Origin of the sequence: Sphingomonas yunnanensis, assembly GCF_019898765.1 — a bacterium.
Lineage (GTDB): Bacteria > Pseudomonadota > Alphaproteobacteria > Sphingomonadales > Sphingomonadaceae > Sphingomonas > Sphingomonas yunnanensis.
In genome coordinates this window covers 444,855-463,183 of the sequence record NZ_JAIOKB010000002.1, presented here as the reverse complement: position 1 = coordinate 463,183, position 18,329 = coordinate 444,855, and the positions used below count along the sequence as shown (strand labels likewise).

17 protein-coding genes are annotated in these 18,329 nt (G+C 70.9%); 10 read left to right on the top strand and 7 right to left on the bottom strand.

Going from position 1 to position 18,329, the window contains the following annotated elements:
• Positions 1-42 precede the first annotated feature (42 nt).
• Entirely contained in the window at positions 43-1,722 is a 1,680-nt protein-coding gene (locus tag K7957_RS08350; RefSeq protein WP_343228349.1) for a PHA/PHB synthase family protein, read from the top strand.
• Positions 1,723-1,755: 33 nt separating this feature from the next.
• Here K7957_RS08350 and K7957_RS08345 read toward each other — a convergent pair whose 3' ends face one another.
• The gene (locus K7957_RS08345; protein WP_223011508.1) at positions 1,756-3,045 is read right to left on the bottom strand and encodes a PQQ-dependent sugar dehydrogenase; all 1,290 of its coding nucleotides are present in this window, start codon (positions 3,043-3,045) and stop codon (positions 1,756-1,758) included.
• A 121-nt stretch (positions 3,046-3,166) separates the two neighbouring features.
• On the opposite strand from K7957_RS08345, the gene K7957_RS08340 reads away from it, so the two are divergent.
• Positions 3,167-4,672 carry an HWE histidine kinase domain-containing protein gene (locus K7957_RS08340; RefSeq protein ID WP_223011507.1) on the top strand — a complete coding sequence of 502 codons (1,506 nt, stop codon included), beginning with the start codon at positions 3,167-3,169 and terminating at the stop codon, positions 4,670-4,672.
• Between the two features lie 352 nt (positions 4,673-5,024).
• Here the strand turns inward: K7957_RS08340 and K7957_RS08335 are convergent, their stop codons facing one another.
• From K7957_RS08335 to coxB, 5 genes are all read right to left on the bottom strand, one after another.
• Positions 5,025-5,903: a M14 family metallopeptidase gene (locus tag K7957_RS08335; RefSeq protein ID WP_223011506.1), complete on the bottom strand. Its 879-nt coding sequence runs from the start codon at positions 5,901-5,903 to the stop codon at positions 5,025-5,027.
• Positions 5,904-5,994: 91 nt separating this feature from the next.
• The gene (locus K7957_RS08330) at positions 5,995-7,296 is read right to left on the bottom strand and encodes a UDP-glucose dehydrogenase family protein (protein ID WP_223011505.1); all 1,302 of its coding nucleotides are present in this window, start codon (positions 7,294-7,296) and stop codon (positions 5,995-5,997) included.
• A 107-nt stretch (positions 7,297-7,403) separates the two neighbouring features.
• Complete coding sequence (locus tag K7957_RS08325) at positions 7,404-7,772, bottom strand: hypothetical protein (protein ID WP_223011504.1); 369 nt, start codon at positions 7,770-7,772, stop codon at positions 7,404-7,406.
• 200 nt (positions 7,773-7,972) lie between these two features.
• The gene (gene ctaD / locus K7957_RS08320) at positions 7,973-9,640 is read right to left on the bottom strand and encodes a cytochrome c oxidase subunit I (protein WP_223011503.1); all 1,668 of its coding nucleotides are present in this window, start codon (positions 9,638-9,640) and stop codon (positions 7,973-7,975) included.
• Between the two features lie 4 nt (positions 9,641-9,644).
• Positions 9,645-10,883, bottom strand: a complete 1,239-nt coding sequence (coxB, locus tag K7957_RS08315) for a cytochrome c oxidase subunit II (RefSeq protein ID WP_246616843.1) — start codon at positions 10,881-10,883, stop codon at positions 9,645-9,647.
• 196 nt (positions 10,884-11,079) lie between these two features.
• Here coxB and pyrE point away from each other — a divergent pair, with 196 nt between their 5' ends.
• The 8 genes from pyrE to K7957_RS08275 all read left to right on the top strand — a co-directional run bounded on the left by pyrE (position 11,080) and on the right by K7957_RS08275 (position 17,685).
• On the top strand, positions 11,080-11,664 hold the full coding sequence (pyrE, locus tag K7957_RS08310; RefSeq protein WP_223011502.1) for an orotate phosphoribosyltransferase: 585 nt from the start codon (positions 11,080-11,082) through the stop codon (positions 11,662-11,664).
• Positions 11,664-12,404 carry a pyridoxine 5'-phosphate synthase gene (locus K7957_RS08305; RefSeq protein WP_223011501.1) on the top strand — a complete coding sequence of 247 codons (741 nt, stop codon included), beginning with the start codon at positions 11,664-11,666 and terminating at the stop codon, positions 12,402-12,404. Before pyrE ends, K7957_RS08305 begins: the two co-directional genes overlap by 1 nt.
• Before the next feature lie 13 nt (positions 12,405-12,417).
• Positions 12,418-12,837, top strand: coding sequence for a holo-ACP synthase (gene acpS, locus K7957_RS08300; protein WP_223011500.1), 420 nt, complete (start codon positions 12,418-12,420; stop codon positions 12,835-12,837).
• 4 nt (positions 12,838-12,841) lie between these two features.
• Positions 12,842-13,780 carry a signal peptidase I gene (gene lepB / locus K7957_RS08295; RefSeq protein WP_223011499.1) on the top strand — a complete coding sequence of 313 codons (939 nt, stop codon included), beginning with the start codon at positions 12,842-12,844 and terminating at the stop codon, positions 13,778-13,780.
• Positions 13,777-14,880, top strand: a complete 1,104-nt coding sequence (locus tag K7957_RS08290) for an AI-2E family transporter (protein WP_425517182.1) — start codon at positions 13,777-13,779, stop codon at positions 14,878-14,880. The genes lepB and K7957_RS08290 overlap by 4 nt, the downstream gene beginning before the upstream one ends.
• A 121-nt stretch (positions 14,881-15,001) precedes the next feature.
• Positions 15,002-15,979 (top strand): hypothetical protein, encoded by a 978-nt coding sequence (locus K7957_RS08285; protein ID WP_246616842.1) that lies wholly within the window; start codon positions 15,002-15,004, stop codon positions 15,977-15,979.
• On the top strand, positions 15,955-16,488 hold the full coding sequence (locus K7957_RS08280; protein ID WP_223011498.1) for a DUF2141 domain-containing protein: 534 nt from the start codon (positions 15,955-15,957) through the stop codon (positions 16,486-16,488). The genes K7957_RS08285 and K7957_RS08280 overlap by 25 nt, the downstream gene beginning before the upstream one ends.
• A 12-nt stretch (positions 16,489-16,500) precedes the next feature.
• Positions 16,501-17,685: a glycosyltransferase gene (locus K7957_RS08275; protein ID WP_223011497.1), complete on the top strand. Its 1,185-nt coding sequence runs from the start codon at positions 16,501-16,503 to the stop codon at positions 17,683-17,685.
• A 244-nt stretch (positions 17,686-17,929) separates the two neighbouring features.
• Here K7957_RS08275 and K7957_RS08270 read toward each other — a convergent pair whose 3' ends face one another.
• A complete protein-coding gene (locus tag K7957_RS08270; protein WP_223011496.1) occupies positions 17,930-18,199 on the bottom strand; it encodes a hypothetical protein in 270 nt (89 codons plus the stop codon).
• Between the last annotated feature and the right edge of the window lie 130 nt (positions 18,200-18,329).

Genomic DNA, 18,329 nt, shown 5'->3' with positions numbered 1-18,329 from the left:
AGCTTGCGCTATGCCGGTCGCGCCAACGAGGAGCGACGAGCCGTGAGCGCGACGACCAAGCCTCCGATCCCCGATCTCGCCGAGCTCCAGCACTGGACCTGGGTGGCGGGTCGCGCGCAGCAGATGCTGATGGAGGCGGGGGTGCCGCTCGCCGCGCCCGAGAAGGCGGCGGCGCAGGTGCAGGACTTCTGGAGCGAGTATCTCGCGCTGTGGCAGCGCTTCGCCGCGCCGGGCAAGGAGGCCGCGGCGGAGCCCGAGAAGGACCGCCGCTTCGCCGCCGCGGCGTGGCGCGACCATCCGCTGTTCGACTGGATCCGGCAGAGCTACGCGCTGGTCGCCGACCACCTGCTGCGCGGCGTCGACCAGCTCGACGGCGTCGACGAGCGCACCCGCGCGCAGTGGCGCTTCGCGGTGCGCGGCCTCGTCGACGCGATGAGCCCGTCCAATTTCGCGCTGACCAACCCCGAGGTGATCGAGCGCACGATCGCGACGCGCGGCGAGAACCTGCTCGCCGGGCTGCAGCACCTGCTCGACGATCTGCAGCGCGGGCAGGTGACCCACAGCAAGGAGGGTGCCTTCACGCTCGGCGAGGACCTCGCCACCACGCCCGGCCAGGTGGTCAAGCGCACGCCCTTCTACGAGTTGATCCAATACGCCCCCGCGACCGAGCGGGTGCTGATCACGCCGCTGGTGATCTTCCCACCCTGGATCAACCGCTTCTACATCCTCGACCTGACGCGCGAGAAGAGCTTCATCCGCTGGGCGGTGGAGCAGGGGATCACCGTCTTCGTCGTCTCGTGGCGCTCGGCCGACGCCACGATGGCGGAGGTGACCTGGGACGATTACGTCGCCGCGCAGCTCGACGCGATCGACACGGTGCGCGCGCTGCTCGACGTGCCCGCGGTCCACACCGTCGGCTATTGCGTCGCGGGGACGACGCTGGCAGCGACGCTGGCGCTGCTCGCCGCCCGGGGGGAAGAGGCGCGGGTCGCCAGCGCCACCTTCCTCACCGCGCAGGTGGATTTCAGCCACGCCGGTGACCTGCTCCATTTCGTCGACGACGAGCAGCTGGCCGTCATGGCGTCGCTCAGCCCGCAGGGCTTCCTCGACGGCCGCTACCTCGCCGCGACCTTCAACCTGCTGCGCGGGCGCGACCTGATCTGGAATTACGTCACGCAGAACTACCTGCTCGGCAAGGATCACGTGCCGTTCGACCTGCTCCACTGGAACGGCGACGTCACCAACCTGCCGGCCAAATGGCACCTCGCCTATCTCACCGACCTGTACCGCGACAACCGGCTGGCCAAGGGCGAGATGGTCGTGGCGGGCGTGCCGATCGAGCTCGGCCGCGTGACCACGCCGAGCTACGTCCAGGCCGGGCGCGAGGACCATATCGCGCCGGCCGAGAGCGTGTGGAAGCTCACCGAGCATTTCCGCGGACCGCTGCGCTTCGTGCTGGCCGGCTCGGGCCATATCGCCGGCGTGGTCAACCCGCCCGCCGCGGGCAAGTACCAGCATTGGATCAACGAGGCGGGCGCCGCGTCGCTCGACGCGTTCGTCGCGGGCGCGCGCGAGGTGAAGGGCAGCTGGTGGCCCGACTGGGCGGCGTGGCTGCGCGCGCACGCGCCCGACGAGGTGCCCGCCACCGGCGCGCGCGTGCCGGGGGCGGGCGCGCTGGCGGCGATCGAGCCGGCGCCGGGCCGCTACGTGCGCGCGCGCTGACGCCCTCTCCCCGCGGGGAGAGGGCGCGGCGCCTCAGCCCGCCTTCTTCGGGGTGAGCCGGAGCAGCTTGGCGTCGGCGCCGTCCTCGAGCAGCCACAGAGCGCCGTCGGGCCCGCTCACCACCGCGCGGATGCGGTTGCCCATGTCCCAGCGCTCGGCCTCGCGCGCTTTGGTGCCGTCGAAGGCGATGCGCACCAGCGCCGTCGCCGCCAGCCCGCCGACGAAGGCGGAGCCGCGCCAGTCGGGAAACAGGGTGCCGTCGTAGAAGGTCAGGCCCGCCGGCGCGATCACCGGGTTCCAGTAGAGCGCGGGCTCGGCCAGGTCGGGCCGCGTCGTCGGGTTCGGGATCGGCACGTCGTCGTAGTTCGAGCCGTAGGACACCAGCGGCCAGCCGTAATTCTTGCCCGGCTCGATCAGGTTGAGCTCGTCGCCGCCCTTGGGACCCATCTCGACCGACCACAATCGGCCCTGCGAGTCGAAGGCGAGGCCATAGGGGTTGCGGTGGCCGCTGCTCCACGTCTCCGCCGGCGTGAGGTTGGGCGATGGCACGGTGACCTGCCGCCCCTTCGCCTTGGCCGCGGCGACGGTGTTCTCGGGCGGGTCGATCAGCGACACGCTGGTCGCGCCGGTCTTGCCCTCGCCGGGGTTGCCGGGGGCGGGCTTGCCGTCGAGCGTCAGCCGCAGGATCTTGCCGACGGGCTGGTCGGGGTCCTGCGCCGGCGTCATGCGCTGGCGGTCGCCCGCGGCGAGGAACAGGTGCTGGCCGTCGGGCGCGAAGGCGATATAGGCGCCGAACTGGCCTCCCTGGCCGCGCGGCAGCTGGCGCCAGATGACCTTGAGCCCGGTCAGCGCGGGCGCCGCCGCGGCCGGGTCGATCGTCGCGCGTGCCAGGGCGAGCGAGTCACCGCCCTCGCCGGGCTCGCTGTAGCTGATGTACACCGCGTGATCGCTGGCGAAGTGCGGCGACACCGCGACGTCGAGCAGGCCGCCTTGGCCGTCATCGTGGACCTTGGGAACGCCGCTCAATTTGGTCTTCTTGCCGTCGGCGGTGACGAGCCAGACCTGCCCCGGCTTCTCGGTCACCAGCATGCGCTGGTCGGGCAGGAAGGCGAGCGCCCAGGGCTGGTCGAAGGTCGCCACGGTCGCGGCGTCGAACGGCTTGGCCGCCGCGGGCTTGGCGTTGCCGAAATTGACCGGCGCGGCCGCGGCAGTGGGCGAGGCCGCCGCGCTCGGCTGCTGCTGGTTACCGGCGGCGGCGGTGGTGCCGCCGCACCCCGCCAAGGCCGCGGAAATCGTCGTGAAGGCCAATAGATTCCGCAGCATAGATCCTCCCTCTCGTCCCGTATCGCGGGGGACCTTAGTGGCGCCGCCGGCGCTCGCCTAGGCGGCATCGCGCTGCCGCGCGGCAGCCTGCGGCGAGTTGCCGTAGCGGAAGGACTAATCTATGCTAGCCAGCATCTTGGACGATCCCTCCCGCGCCTCCCCACCGCTGCTCCCGCGCGAGCCAGACGCCGCGGTCCGCGCGGCGGTGGCCGCTTTCGCCGCGCGCCTGGCGCAGGGCGATCCCTGGGTCGCGGCGTTCGACGAGTCGATCACCCCGATGGCGATCAGCGACCCGACGCTGCCCGACAACCCGTTGCTCTACGTCAACCGTGCGTTCGAGGCGCTGACCGGCTTCACCGCGGCCGAGCTGGTCGGGCGCAACTGCCGCTTCATGCAGGGGCCGCTGACCGACCCTGCCGAGGTGACGCGCCTGCGCGAGGCGATCGCGCGGCGCGAGCGGATCGAGGTCGACCTGCTCAACCACCGCCGCGACGGCGCGCCCTTCTGGAACCGGCTGACGGTCGCGCCGGTGCACGACGCGCGCGGGTCGCTGCGCTACTTCGTCTCGTCGCAGCTCGACGTCACGCTCGAGCGCCACCGGCTCGCGCGGTTGCAGCGGGACCGCGAGCAGCTCGCCGCCGAGGTCGCCGAGCGCGACGCCGCGCTGGCGGAGCGCGAGGAGCGGCTGGAACTGGCGCTGCGCGCGGGCGGGCTCGGCACCTTCTCGCTCGATCCGGCGACCGGCGCGATCACCTCCTCGGCGAGCTGCAAGGCCAATTTCGGTCGCGGGCCGGACGAGGATGTCACGCTCGACGAGCTGATCGCCGCCGTCCACCCGATCGATCGCGACCGCGTGGTGGCCGCGCTGACCTCCACGCTCGAGCGCGGCGCCGCCTACGACATCGAGTATCGCGTGCTCACCCCGGCGGGCGAGCAGCGCTGGATCGCGGTGCACGCCGAGATGCAGTATCGCGCCGACGGCACGCCGCTGGCGATGGTGGGCTTCACCACCAATGTCTCCGACCGCAAGTTCGCCGAGGAGCATCGCGCGGTGCTCGCGCGCGAGCTGACGCACCGCGTGAAGAACATCCTCGCCACGGTCGGCGCGGTGGTGAGCCAGACGCTGCGCGACGCGCCCTCGCTGCCAGCGGCGCGCGGTGCGGTGGCGGGGCGGATCGCCAGCCTGGGCGCCGCGCACGAGCTGCTGGTGCGCGACGAGGTGGAAGGCGCCGCGATCGGCGACATCGTGGAGCGCGTGCTCGCGCCCTTCGCCGATCGCGAGGGCCGCCGCTTCGACGCGGCCGGACCTGCGATCCGGCTCAGCCCCGAGATCACGCTGGCGCTGTCGATGGCGCTGCACGAGCTCGCCACCAACGCGATCAAGTACGGCGCCCTCTCGGTGCCCGAGGGGCGGGTGACGATCCGCTGGACTCTGTCGGGCGACGACGGCGCGCGCCGCTTCCGCTTCTCCTGGGTGGAGCAGGGCGGCCCCGCGGTGACCCCGCCGACGCGCACCGGCTTCGGCTCGCGCATGATCGAGCGGGTGCTCGCACCGCATGTCAGCGGGCCGGTGGCGGTGGCCTATCCGCCGGAGGGCGCGCGGTTCGAGGTCGAGGCGCCGGTCTAGGGGCGGCGGTGTAGGGTCTCGGCGCGTGCGAAGGTCCCCGATGAGGGTGGCCGTCGCCGCGACGTCGTCCGCGATTGTTCGTCATCCGCGATTGTTCGTCGCCCCCCAACACCGTCACCCGCAATTGTTCGTCGTCCGCGAGCGTTCGTCGTACCCCATTGTTCGTCATCCCCGCGCGGGCGGGGATCCATACACGCTGCCGTCGCGGCTCCTTCGAAGGTTCGCGCGTCTGGATCCCCGCGTGCAAGGGGATGACGGTTCTGGATCAGCGTCAGCGTGCAAGATCAAGCGGTAGAGCTGCCGGTCCGTTCCATCTAACTTAGGCCACCCGCCACCCGCCACCGCGACGCCCTCACCCCAGGCGGCCGCGCGCGCGCAGCTCGTCGCTGGCGATGGCGCGCAGCCGCGTGGCGACGCGCGGGTTCAGTCCGAGGTCGTCGGCGGCGCGCTCGCGCCCGTCGAGCCGGTGCGGGTCGATGCCGGTCAGCGTACCGAAGGTCATCAGCGCCTCGAGATAATAGCCCTCGGCGCTGGCGTGATACTGGTCCCAGCTCCACAGGCTGATCTGGCCGAAGGCGACCCCGTCATAGGGGTCGGGATCGGCGAGCCCGTCGCGGATCGCGCGGTTCCACGCGCTGCCCACCGCCACCGCGGCAGTGAGGCCGCCGCCCTCCGCGACGGCGCGGTCGGTCGCGGCGGCGAGCTCGTCCGCCATCGCGACGATCGGCTGCCCCGACCAGCGCGCGCCCGGTCGATAGGTGAGGTCGGCGCGCGACCAGGTGGCGACGAGATCGACGATCACCGCGGGGTTGCGCGCGCGGAACAGAGCGGCGAGGTCGCGCGCGGCGGCGACGTGGCGCGTCGGGTCGCCGGGGCGCGCCGGGTCCAGCGTGCTGTATCCCTGCAGCACCACCGCGTCCCACGGCCGATCGATCAGCCTGCGCCGGTTCTCGAAGTGCCAGGCGAGCTCCTTGCCCGGCGAGGTCTCGAGGCTGACCTGCCAGTCGAGCCCGGCCTCGTCGGCGAAGGTCTTGAACAGCGCGGGCACGCCGCCGATGCCCTCGCCGTTGAGATCGGTGACGCGATCGGGACGGTAGCGCTGTACCGGCGAGTTGGCGCCGAAGGTGAAGCTGTTGCCGATGAAGAGCACGGTGCGCGCCGCGGCGGCCTGGGGCAGCGCGGCGGCGAGCAGCAGCGCGACGGCGAGCGCACGGGGAAGGAGGCGGGTCATGCCGCCCAGACAGCAGACCCGCGTGCCGCTGCCAAGCGCGGAGCGCGGCGCCGATCCTCCCGCAGCAGGGGAGAAGCGGCGCCGCTCGGGCTCAGCGACCGATGCTGGTATACTGGAAGCCCGCCGCGGCGAGCTCGTCGGGCGTGTAGATGTTGCGCAGGTCGATCAGCACCGGCGCCTTGAGCAGCGACTTGACGCGATCGAAGTCGAGCGCGCGGAACTGGTCCCACTCGGTCACGATCGCGAGCGCGTCGGCACCCTCGATCGCCTCGTACGGGCCCTTGCAATAGATCACGTCGCCGAGCAGCTTCTCGGCCTGCTCCATGCCCTCCGGGTCATAGGCCTTCACCGTCGCGCCGGCGTCCTGCAGCGTCTGGATCACCGCGATCGCGGGCGAGTCGCGCATGTCGTCGGTGTTGGGCTTGAAGGTGAGGCCCAGCACCGCGACGGTCTTGCCGCGCACGTCGTCGCCCATCGCGTGGACGATCTTGCGACCCATGGCGCGCTTGCGGTTGTCGTTGACGGCGACCACCGCCTCGACGATGCGCTGCGGCGCGTCATAGTCCTGGCTGGTCTTGAGCAGCGCCAGCGTGTCCTTGGGGAAGCACGAGCCGCCGTAGCCGGGACCGGCGTGGAGGAACTTGGACCCGATGCGATTGTCCAGGCCGATGCCGCGGCTGACGTCCTTCACGTCGGCGCCGACCTTCTCGCACAGATCGGCGATCTCGTTGATGAACGTGATCTTGGTCGCGAGGAAGGCGTTGCCGGCATATTTGATCAGCTCGGCGGTGCGACGGCGCGTCACGAGGATGGGCGCGGCGTTGAGGTACAGCGGGCGGTACACCTGGCGCATCACGTCGGTAGCGCGCTCGTCCTCCGAACCGATGACGATGCGATCGGGCCGCTTGAAGTCGTCGATCGCGGCGCCCTCGCGCAGAAATTCCGGGTTGGAGACCACGCCGAAGTCGGCGTCGGGAGCGGCCGCGCCGATGATCCGCTCGACCTCGTCGCCGGTTCCGACGGGCACGGTCGACTTGGTGACGATCACGGTATAGCCCGAGATCGCCTCGCCGATCTCCTTGGCGGCGGCGTAGACGTAGGACAAATCGGCGTGGCCGTCACCGCGGCGCGAGGGCGTGCCGACCGCGATGAAGACCGCGTCGGCGTCCTTCACGCCCTCCTTGAGGTCGGTGGTGAAGCGCAGGCGCCCGGCCTGGACGTTGCGCGCGACGAGATCCTCGAGACCGGGCTCGTAGATCGGCATCTTGCCGGCGAGCAGCCGCTCGATCTTGCCCTGGTCCTTGTCGACGCAGACCACGTCGTGGCCGAAATCGGCGAAGCAGGTACCCGATACCAGCCCGACATAGCCCGAGCCGATCATGGTGATGCGCAAGGTGGTCGCTCCTCGTTGGTTGACGATGGGACGCGATCGGCCCCTCGCCCCGAGCGCTACCCGTTACGTTCGCGGTCTGGCAAGCCGCAAGCGGTGCAGTGCAGCATTCAACTGCTTGGATATGGGGCGGCTGGTACAGCGGAGCGGACCCGGCGCGCGGTCGTGCGGCGCCAGCGTCGGCGGCGGTAGTGCGCCACCGCGGCGATGGCGACGGGCCAGAGCATCGTCAGCGTGATGTCGCCGAGCGTGTCGCGCAGCGTCCAGCTCGGCGAGGCGGCGAGCCAGTCGAGCGCCTCGTTGAGCATCTCGGCCGCGAACACGACATGGAGCGCCGCGAGCGAGCCGCGCCGCTCGCGCAGGAGGAGGCGGGCGAAGAGGTAGATGGCGAGTCCGGCGTGGACGTGAAGCAGCGGCGCCGGCCCGGCGATCGCGATGATCTGGTCGATCAGCTGCTTGTAGGCGCGCGCGAGTTCCATCGCGGCGGGTGTAGCGAGGGAGGGGTTACGGAATCGCTAGGGGTGGGGGCGACTTGCCCGCCCTCACTCCCCTGACCGTCATCCCCGCGAAGGAAGGGGGGAAGGGAGGTCCTCACGCCCGCTCCTCAGCGTCCCGAACGCCAACCGGCGCCGCATCGGTGGACGCGGCGCCGGCCATGGTCTCACGAGCGGGCGCCCGTTCAGTCGATCTTGGGCAGCGTCTCGAACTGGTGGAAGGGCGGGGGGCTCGACAGCGTCCACTCCAGCGTGGTCGCACCCGCGCCCCAGGGATTGTCGGGCGCCTTCTTACCCGCCAGCATCGACCACACGACGTTGACGAAGAAGATCACCATCCCCGACGCCATGATCATGTAGCCGACCGTCGCGACCTGGTTCCAATGCGCGAAGGCGTCGGGATAGTCCGGGTAGCGCCGCGGCATGCCCTGCAGACCGAGGAAGTGCATCGGGAAGAACATCACGTTCACGCCGACGAAGAAGACCCAGAAGTGCAGCTGGCCGAGCAGCTCCGAGTACATCCGCCCGGTCATCTTCGGGAACCAGTAATAGAAGCCGGCGAACAGCGAGAACACCGCGCCGAGGCTCAGCACGTAGTGGAAGTGTGCCACCACGTAATAGGTGTCCTGCATGTAATCGTCGACGCCGCCGTTGGCGAGCACCACGCCGGTCACGCCGCCGACGGTGAACATGAAGATGAAGCCGATCGCCCAGACCATCGGCGTGGGGAAGCGCAGCGAGCCGCCCCACATCGTCGCGATCCAGGAGAAGATCTTGATGCCGGTCGGCACCGCGATCACCATCGTCGCCGCAGTGAAGTACATCTTCACGTTGACGCTCATGCCCGTGGTGAACATGTGGTGCGCCCACACCACGAAGCCGACCACGCCGATCGCGACCATGGCATAGGCCATGCCGAGATAGCCGAACACGGGCTTGCGGCTGAAGGTCGCGACGATGTGGCTGATGATGCCGAAGCCCGGCAGGATCATGATGTACACTTCGGGGTGGCCGAAGAACCAGAACAGATGCTGGTACAGCACCGGGTCGCCGCCGCCCGCGGGGTCGTAGAAGGTGGTGCCGAAGTTGCGATCGGTCAGCAGCATCGTGATCGCCGCGGCGAGCACCGGCAGCGCCAGCAGCAGCAGGAAGGCGGTGACCAGCACCGACCAGGCGAACAGCGGCATCTTGTGCAGCGTCATGCCCGGCGCGCGCATGTTGAAGATCGTGGTGATGAAGTTGATCGCGCCGAGGATCGAGCTGACGCCCGCGAGGTGGAGCGACAGGATCGCCATGTCGACCGACGGCCCCGGCTCGCCATAGGTGGAGAGCGGCGCGTAGACGGTCCAGCCGGTGCCCGCGCCGCCGAAGAACGGCGAGGCCAGCAGCAGCGTGAAGGCGGGGACAAGCAGCCAGAAGCTGATGTTGTTCATCCGCGGGAACGCCATGTCGGGCGCGCCGATCATGATCGGCACGAACCAATTGCCGAAGCCGCCGATCATCGCCGGCATCACCATGAAGAACACCATGATGAGGCCGTGCGCGGTGACCAGCACGTTCCACAGGTGGAGCGCCTGGTCGAAGCTCTGCTCGGTGCCGCCGTGGAGCATCGCCACCCATTTGGGCAGATACTGGATCCCCGGGTGCATCAGCTCGGCGCGCATCAGCCCCGAGATCGCGCCGCCGATGATCCCCGCGCAGATCGCGAAGATCAGGTAGAGCGTGCCGATGTCCTTGTGGTTGGTGGACATGAACCAGCGCGCGAAGAAGCCGGGCTTGTGGTCGGCGTGCGCGTCATGGTGGCCGTGATCGTGCGCCTGGAAGGCGGACGGGTGGAGCGCGGTGTCGGTCATCGTCTTAGCGTCCGGCTTCGCCGACGCCACCGGGGTTGCCGGTCGCGCCCTGCGGGGAAGGGGTGGGAGTGTCGGTGCCGTTCTCGGTCGGACCGGTCAGCGCGTTGCTCATCGCCGCCTCGTCCATCACCGCGGCCGAGCCGTCGGCGCCGGGCTGCGGGATCACCTTGTCGGAGGGTTTGCCCGCGGCCGGCATCGAGCCGCCCTTGGCGCGCACCCAGGCGGCGAACTGCGCCGGCGGCACTGCCTCTACCGCGATCGGCATGAAGGCGTGACGAGCGCCGCACAGCTCCGAGCACTGGCCGAAGTAGAGGCCGGGCTTGTCGATGGTGAAGCTGGTCTCGTTGAGGCGGCCCGGGATCGCGTCCAGCTTGATCCAGAAGGCGGGAACCGCCCAGCTGTGGATCACGTCGTTGGCGGTGGTGATCAACCGGATCGGCACGCCGACCGGCAGCACGACGCGGTTATCGGTGGCGAGCAGCCGCGGCCCGTCGGCGTCGCTGCGCGCGCGCTCGCCCGCGGCGACCTGGCTGCCTTCCTTGAGCATGTTGGCGGTGATCTCGATCCCGCCGTGGTCGGGATATTGGTAGCTCCAGAACCACTGGTTGCCGATCGCCTTGAGCGTCACCGCGCCCGCCGGGGCGGGGCGGAACTGCGCCTGGAGCAGCCCGATCGAGGGCACCGCGATGGCGACCAGGATCAGCACCGGTGCCAGCGTCCACACCACCTCGATGACCGTGTTGTGGCTGGTCTTCGACGGGGTCGGATTGCGGCTGGCGCGAAAGCGAATCACCACGAACACCAGCAGCGCCAGCACGAACAGCGAGATGATCGTGATCAGCGGGAACAGGATGCGATCGTGAAACCAGTGCGCGCGCAGGCCATTCTTGGTGACCTGTGGCTGGATGTGGATCACGCCGTCGACCGGCTGGCCGATCTTGGGGATCGTGCTGACCGTGCGCGCGTCCATCGCGGGCGCGCCGTCCATCGCCAGCGCGGGCGCGGCGGGCGCGGCGTCGGCCTTCTGCACGGTGCCGCCGGCCTGGCCCTGGTTGGCGTCGGCGGGGCGCAGCCCGCTCGGGGCGGCGGTGGCGCTCGTCGCGGGGCCGGCGCTCGGCGCCGCGGCCTGCGCGGAAGCCCCGCCGGCGACGCCCGCCAGCGCGAGCCCGGCCGCGAGCATCAATCCTGTCAGCGCGCCCCGGCGACCTGCCCCGAAACCTGCCTTGAACCCGGTTGTCAGCATATTGTGTTCTAAACCCCTCTCTGGCGCACGCGTCAGCGGGCCGGGCAAACCTGCCCCTCCTGCTTAGGCGTATAGCAGACCGACCCCTTGTCTCAAGGGGCTGCTCGTCGCGGCGGTTTTCGCGGGTACGGCGCGTTGCGCCCGGCCGCGCGCCCTCCTATGCCGCGCGGGAGCCGTGGAGGAGCGTGACGCGACGATGACCGACGACGAGGTGCTGGCCGAGTTCCGCGCCGCCGACGCGCTGCTCGAGGGACATTTCATCCTCTCCTCGGGGCTGCGCAGCCCGCGCTATCTCCAGTGCGCGCGCGTGCTGATGGATCCGCGCCGCGGCGCGCGGCTGGCCGAGGCGCTGGCCGCGCGCCTCCCGAACGCGCTGCGGCAGCGGATCAGCGCGGTGGTCGCGCCCGCGATGGGCGGGGTGATCGCGGGGCACGAGATGGCGCGCGCGCTCGGCGTCGAGGCGATGTTCGTCGAGCGGCCGACCGGCACGTTCGAGCTGCGCCGTGGCTTCCGACTCGCGCCGGGGCAGGAGGTGCTGATGATGGAGGACGTCGTCACCACCGGGCTCTCCAGCCGCGAGGCGATCGCCGCGATCACCGCGGCGGGCGGGCGAGTCGTCGCCGGCGCCGCGCTGGTCGACCGCTCGAACGGCCAGGCCGACATCGGCGTCCCCTTCTTCCCGCTGATCCGGCTCGACGTGCCGACCTATGAGGCCGACTCGCTGCCGCCCGAGCTGGCGGCGATCCCGGCGATCAAGCCGGGCAGCCGGGCCGCCGCGTGATGGCGCCCGCGTCGTCGTCGCCGCTGCGCCTCGGGGTCAACATCGACCATGTCGCCACGGTGCGCAACGCGCGCGGCGGTGCCTTCCCCGACCCGGTCCGCGCCGCGCTGCTCGCGGCCGAGGCGGGCGCGGACGGCATCACCGCGCACCTGCGCGAGGACCGGCGCCATATCACCGACGAGGATATCGCGCGGCTCGCGGCGGGGCTGTCGATCCCGCTCAACCTCGAGATGGCGGCGACGCCCGAGATGCTCGCGATCGCGCTGCGCCATCGCCCGCACGCCGCCTGCATCGTCCCCGAGAAGCGCGAGGAGCGCACCACCGAGGGCGGGCTGGACGCCGCGGGGCAGCGCGCGGCGCTGGCGCCGATCGTCGCGGCGCTGCGCGACGCGGGGGTGCGCGTGTCGTTGTTCATCGAGCCCGACCCGCGCCAGATCGAGGCCGCGCTCCGGCTCGGCGCGCCGGTGGTGGAGCTCCACACCGGTCGCTACGCCGAGCTGGAGGGCGAGGCGCGCGCGGGCGAGCTGCGCCGACTGGCGGACGCGGCGGCGTTGGCGACCAAGAACGGCATCGAGGTCCATGCCGGTCACGGGCTGACCTACGACAATGTCGCGGCGATCGCGGCGATCCCGCAGCTGCGCGAGCTCAACATCGGGCATTTCCTGGTCGGCGAGGCGATCTTCGTCGGCCTCGACGCGAGCGTCCGCCGCATGCGCGACGCGATGCAGAGTGCGCGGTGAGGGGGAGGATCGCATGATCGTCGGCCTCGGCTCGGACCTGTGCAACATCGAGCGCATCCAGGCCTCGCTCGACCGCTTCGGCGCGCGGTTCGAGGCGCGCGTGTTCACCGACGTCGAGCGCGCCAAGGCGGCGCGCCGCCCGCTCACGCGCGCGGGCACCTATGCCAAGCGCTTCGCCGCCAAGGAGGCCTTCTCCAAGGCGGTCGGCACCGGCTTCCAGGCGGGCGTGTTCATGAGGGACATCGGCGTGGTCAACGCGCGCTCGGGCGCGCCGACGCTGGCGCTGACCGGTGGCGCCAAGGAACGGCTTGACGCGATGATACCCGAGGGCCACGTCGCCCGCGTCCATCTGACGCTGACCGACGATCACCCCTGGGCGCAGGCCTTCGTGATCATCGAGGCGGTGCCGGTCGAGAGCAAGGGAGCGGCGTGACGCCATGGCCGATGAGATCAGCTTGAGCGGCGAGCCCCCGCTGGAGCGCCGCGCCGAGGCGCCGCGCGCGCGCTTCGACTGGTGGGGCGAGGTGAAGGGGCTGGTCGGGCTGGTGCTCGCCGTGCTCGGCTTCCACAGCTTCATCGCCAAGCCCTTCTACATCCCGAGCGAGTCGATGCTGCCCGGGCTGATGGTCGGGGACCGTCTGGTCGTCTCCAAATATGCTTATGGCTGGTCGTTCGTCTCGCCGACCATCCCCAACCCGGTCGCGATCGTCGAGGACCTCGTCTTCCACCGCCCGGTCGACGGCTGGTCGGTGCAGCTTCCCTTCCTGCACGGGCGCGTCTGGGGCAAGCTGCCCGAGCGCGGCGACGTCGTCATCGTCACCCCGCCGGGGCAGAGCAGCGACTATATCAAGCGCGTGATCGGCCTGCCAGGCGACACGCTGGCGGTGCGCGGCGGCGTCGTCTTCCTCAACGGCGTGGCGGTGCAGCGCGGCGAGAAACACTATCGCGAGCTGCCGGTCGACGCCAACGCCACCTGCGACCCGGCGCAATATCCCGGCGCGCGCGTCGCCCGCGCCGACGGCACGACCGTGTGCCGCCTGCCGATCGTCACCGAGACGCTGCCCAACGGTCGCCGCTACGACACGGTCGACCTCGAGCCCGACAGCCCCGGCGACAATTACGGGCCGGTCAGGATCCCCGCCAACCGCGTCTTCCTGATGGGCGACAACCGCGACCGCTCGGCCGACAGCCGCTTCGCGCTGGGTGGGTTCGAGCGCGGGCTGGGCGGCCCGGTGCCCTATGAGAATCTGGGCGGTCGCGCCGAGTTCATCACCTTCTCGGTCGACGGCGAGGCGACGTGGAACCCGCTGACCTGGCCGCACGCGCTGCGCGCCGGCCGCGCGGGCACCTCGCTCCACCCCGAGCGGGTCCGGTGAGCGACCCCGCGCCGCCGCTCGAACGCCGCGGCGAGCGGGTGACGGTGACACCGGGCGCGAGCCCGCACGAGGTGCGCGACCCCGCGACGCGCGACGAGATCCGCCGCGCCGCGGTGTGGCTCGGCATGGCCTGCGCGATCGCTTTGGTGGTGCTGCTGGTCCAGCCGCTGCTGATCATCTTCGCCGGACTCGTCTTCGCCGCGCTGCTCGACGGCGGGGTGCGGCTGCTCGGGCGCGTGCTGCCGATCGGGCGCGGCTGGCGGCTGCTGATCGTCTGCCTGGTGACGATCGCCTTCCTGCTCGGCACCTTCTACCTCGCCGGCGTGCAGATCAGCGAGCAGGTGACCCAGCTGCGCAGCACCGTCGAGACGCAGGCGATGCGCGTCACCGGCTGGCTCAGCGCGCAGGGGCTGATGCCCGGCGCCTCCGACCTCAGCGGGCTCTCGCGGCAGGCGCTGTCGTCGGTCGGGCGCGTGACGAGCTGGGTCGGCACCGCCGTCGGCGCGCTCACCACGCTCTTCATGATCATGGTGATCGGGCTGTTCGTGGCGATGGACCCGCGCGTCTACGACCGCGGGCTGCAGTGGATGGTGCCCGAGGCGGACCGGCCCGAGTTCGCGCTGACCGTCAACCGCATGGGGCGGACGCTGCGGCGGTTGCTGGCGGGGCGGCTGCTCGGCATGGCGTTCGAGGGCGTGCTGACCGCGATCGCGCTGTGGCTCGTCGGCGTGCCGATGGCGCTCATCCTCGGCATCCTCACCGGGCTGCTGGCCTTCATCCCCAACATCGGCGCGTTCATCTCGGGCGCGCTGATGGTGGCGGTGGGCTTCTCCGCGGGCGCGCACGTCGGCGTGTTGGCCATCATCGTCTACGTCGTGGTGCAGACCTTCGACGGCTATGTCGTCATCCCGATGGTGGCCAAGCGCACCGTCGATCTGCCGCCCGCGCTGACGCTGGGCACGCAGATCCTGGCGAGCGCGTTGTTCGGCATCCTCGGCCTGGCGCTGGCCGACCCGATGACCGCGATGGTGAAGACCGCGATGGAACGCCGCTCCGAGCGGCTCGACGACGACCGTGACGGGGCCGGTGACTCGGCCTGAGCCGCGCCGCGGGCGGCTGATCGCGCGCGGGACAGGAGCGGCGCGGCGCTCGCTGGCGCGGCCCGCGGCGCGCTGCTAGATGCCGTCGATCCCCGCCAGCGCGCGGGACAGGACCGGAAGATTGCGCGCCGACGAGCCACTGACCGAGCGAGCCCCCGCCAGCACCGCCGACGCCGGCCCGCCCGCGGATGCCCCGCTGGTCGCGCTCCGCCCGGTGCAGACGCTGCGGCGGCGCTGGCCCGCGCTGCTGGGCGCCGCGGTGACGGTGGCGATGATGGTCGGGCTGCTGCACGAGCTGCTCGACCACGGCCTCGCCGGGCTGCGCCGCACCGTGCCCGAGACACCCGGCTTCTACGTCTATTTCCTGCTCTCCTATCTCGCGCTGCCGGTGTGCGACTTCGTCATCTTCCGCCGGCTGTGGGGCGTGCCGCCCGGCGCCTTTCTCGCGCTCAACAAGAAGCGGATCGCGAACGACATCCTGATCGGCTACTCGGGCGACGCCTATTTCTACGCCTGGGCGCGCGCGCGGCTGAAGATGGTGGCGGCGCCGTTCGGCGCGGTGAAGGACGTCAGCATCGTCTCGGGCATCGTCGGCAACCTCACCGCGATCCTGCTCGGCGCGGTGGCGCTGCCGCTCGGCTACGAGCTGATCGACCCCGGACTGGTGCGCACGATGCTGTGGTCGCTCGGCCTCGCGCTCGCCGTGCCGGTGGTGGTGGTCGCCTTCTCAAGCCGCGTCTTCTCGCTGTCGCGCGGCGAATTGTGGTTCATCTTCGGCATCGACTGGCTGCGCATCACGCTGACCTGCCTCACCGTCGCGCTGGCCTGGTCCTACGCCATGCCGAGCGTCTCGATCGGCATGTGGCTGTTCCTGGTGGCGGGGCGCCAGCTCGTCTCGCGCCTGCCGCTCGTGCCCAACAAAGACCTGCTTTTCGCCAACTTCGCGATCCTAATGATCGGGCATGACCGCACGCTGTCGGATCTCATGGCGTTCACGGGCGCGTCAACCTTGGTGATGCATCTGCTGCTGACGCTCCTATTTGGGGTCGTGTACGTGTGGGAAAGGACGCAGCGATGGCGACATACCGGCGGGGCGTGACGCTCGCCGCCGCAGCCCTGGGAGCGGCGCTCGCCGCGGCCCCGGCCGCGGCGCAGGTGCTCGGCCAGGACGCCGCCGCCTGCGCGCCCGGCGCCCCCGGCCCCGCGATCCTCGCCAGCGTGTCGGGGATCAAGGACCGCAAGGGCACGCTCAAGCTCGAACTCTACCCCGCCACCGAGGAGGATTTCCTCGCGGGCGACAAGAAGCTGCTGGAGGCGGGCAAGACCTTCCGCCGGATCGACGTGGCGCCGCCCGAGCACCTCGCGGGGGAGATCTGCATCCGCGTGCCGCGACCCGGGCGCTATGCCTTGTTCCTCGGCCACGACCGCGACGGCAAGCGCAAGTTCAACTTCTGGAGCGACGGCGCGGGCTTCCCGAGCAACCACAAGATCGGTCGCGCCAAGCCCAAGCTGGTCGACTCACTGATCGACGTCGGCCCCGGCGTCACCCGTGCCACGATCCGGATGCAGTATCTGCGCGGGCTCGGTGGCTTCGGCTTCGCCGACTGAGGGAGGCGCGCGATGCGGATCGTCGACGTCAACGAATTCTACTCGCCCAACGGCGGCGGTGTGCGCTCGTACCTCGACCGCAAGATGGCGATCATGTCCGAACTGGGGCACCAGCAGATCGTGATCGCGCCCGGCAGGGAGGACCGCGTCGAGGAGCGGCCCGGCGGGGCGCTGCTGTATTACGTCAAGTCGCCGGGCATGCCGTTCGACTCCAACTACGGGCTGTTCTGGGACGCGGCGCCGGTCCACGCGCTGCTCGACCAGCTCCAGCCCGACGTGATCGAGAATTGCTCGCCGTGGCGCTCGGCCTCGATCGTCACCTCGTGGCAGGGGCCGGCGATCCGCGCCTGGTTCATGCACAACGACAATATGGAGGCCTATCCCAAGCGCTGGTTCGCCAGGATCGCCTCCGAGGGCGCGATCGAGCGCGCGTTCGGCTGGTACGACCGCTATATGGCGCGCTGTCTCGCGCCGTTCGACACGGTGGTGACCAACGGCCCGGTGCTGACCGAGCGGCTGCGCGCGCGCGGGCTGCGCGTCGACGCGACGATGACGCTGGGGATCGAGCGCGAGCATTTCTCGCCCGCGCTGCGCAGCCCGGCGCTGCGCGCGGCGATGCTGGCGCAGTGCGACCTGCCCGAGGACGCGCACCTGCTGATCGGGATCGGCCGCCACCACGCCGAGAAGCGCTGGCCGATGGTGATCGACGCGGCGCGCCGCGCGGGGACCAAGATCCCGGTCGGGATGATGCTGCTCGGCCTCGGCCCCGACACGCGCACGCTCGAGCGCCATATCGCCGAGAGCCCGCACGTGCGCATGTTCCAGCCGATCTACCACCGCGGCCAGCTCGCCTCGATCATGGCGAGCGCGGACGCCTTCATTCACGGCGGCGACAGCGAGCCGTTCGGGATGGTGGCGTCCGAGGCGCTGGCGTCGGGCCTGCCGATGATCGTGCCCGACCGCGGCGGCTCCTCCGCGGTGGCGCGCCCCGCCTTCGCCGAGACCTATCGCAGCGGCGACGCCTACGCCTGCGCCAAGGCGATCGTGGCGTTGTTCTCGCGCGACCAGCCGCTGGTGCGCCGCGCCGCCGAGGTGGCGTCGCGCACGGTGCTGAGCGACCGCGAGCATGCGGTCGCGCTGGTCGAGCATTATCGCGGCGTGATCGAGCGCAAGCGCGGCGTGCGGCTGACGGGCTGAGGCGGGTGGCCGGCCGCTGCCCGCCAGACCCGCCGCGCGGTCGGGGAGCCGTCCGCAGGAGCACCCCGTCGCTTCATCCCGAACACCTCATATGAAAGCGGTACGGTCGCTTCGACAGGAGACGCGGCGGTAGCCCAGCCACGGCGTCGCGGCCGCGGGCACAGTACACATCCGAAGGAAAGGGGCGCCCGGGTCACCCCGGACGCCCCCCACCATGTTCGCCGGCGCGACGCCGACGGCGGGATCAGATCCCGTTCGACAGGTTGGTATCGGCGTCGTGCGTGCGCATGTCGTCGGCCTTGTTGTCGCCGGTGGCGCGCACCGCGTCGGCCTTGTTCTCGAGCGCGTCCTCGGCGTTGTCGGTGGTGGCGTTGTCGGCCATCTCCTCGAGATTGTCCGCGACCGCCTCGGCGTTGGCCTCGATATTGTCGGCGGCCTGCTCGCGCGGGCTCGAGTTGCACGCGGCGAGCGAGACCAGCCCGAAGGCGGCGACGGCGGTAACGAGTTTCTTCATGGCGTTCCCCTCTGGTCGATCCGAAGTCGCGCAAAATAATCGCCGACGATTCGGTTTGTTCCACTGTCGCACCGGTCGGATACCAGCGAGCGGGGCGTTACCCCCTCTGCGCCGCCGCGGACGTTCCGCC

Excerpts from the sequence above, each read along its gene's own strand:
- K7957_RS08305 (WP_223011501.1), top strand. The coding sequence starts at position 11,664 with ATGGCGCCCGCGTCGTCGTCGCCGCTGCGCCTCGGGGTCAACATCGAC.
- pyrE (WP_223011502.1), top strand. The coding sequence starts at position 11,080 with ATGACCGACGACGAGGTGCTGGCCGAGTTCCGCGCCGCCGACGCGCTG.
- ctaD (WP_223011503.1), bottom strand. The coding sequence starts at position 9,640 with ATGACCGACACCGCGCTCCACCCGTCCGCCTTCCAGGCGCACGATCAC.
- K7957_RS08345 (WP_223011508.1), bottom strand. The coding sequence starts at position 3,045 with ATGCTGCGGAATCTATTGGCCTTCACGACGATTTCCGCGGCCTTGGCG.
- K7957_RS08280 (WP_223011498.1), top strand. The coding sequence starts at position 15,955 with ATGGCGACATACCGGCGGGGCGTGACGCTCGCCGCCGCAGCCCTGGGA.
- K7957_RS08325 (WP_223011504.1), bottom strand. The coding sequence starts at position 7,772 with ATGGAACTCGCGCGCGCCTACAAGCAGCTGATCGACCAGATCATCGCG.
- K7957_RS08340 (WP_223011507.1), top strand. The coding sequence starts at position 3,167 with ATGCTAGCCAGCATCTTGGACGATCCCTCCCGCGCCTCCCCACCGCTG.
- K7957_RS08275 (WP_223011497.1), top strand. The coding sequence starts at position 16,501 with ATGCGGATCGTCGACGTCAACGAATTCTACTCGCCCAACGGCGGCGGT.
- K7957_RS08270 (WP_223011496.1), bottom strand. The coding sequence starts at position 18,199 with ATGAAGAAACTCGTTACCGCCGTCGCCGCCTTCGGGCTGGTCTCGCTC.
- lepB (WP_223011499.1), top strand. The coding sequence starts at position 12,842 with ATGGCCGATGAGATCAGCTTGAGCGGCGAGCCCCCGCTGGAGCGCCGC.
- K7957_RS08335 (WP_223011506.1), bottom strand. The coding sequence starts at position 5,903 with ATGACCCGCCTCCTTCCCCGTGCGCTCGCCGTCGCGCTGCTGCTCGCC.
- coxB (WP_246616843.1), bottom strand. The coding sequence starts at position 10,883 with ATGCTGACAACCGGGTTCAAGGCAGGTTTCGGGGCAGGTCGCCGGGGC.
- acpS (WP_223011500.1), top strand. The coding sequence starts at position 12,418 with ATGATCGTCGGCCTCGGCTCGGACCTGTGCAACATCGAGCGCATCCAG.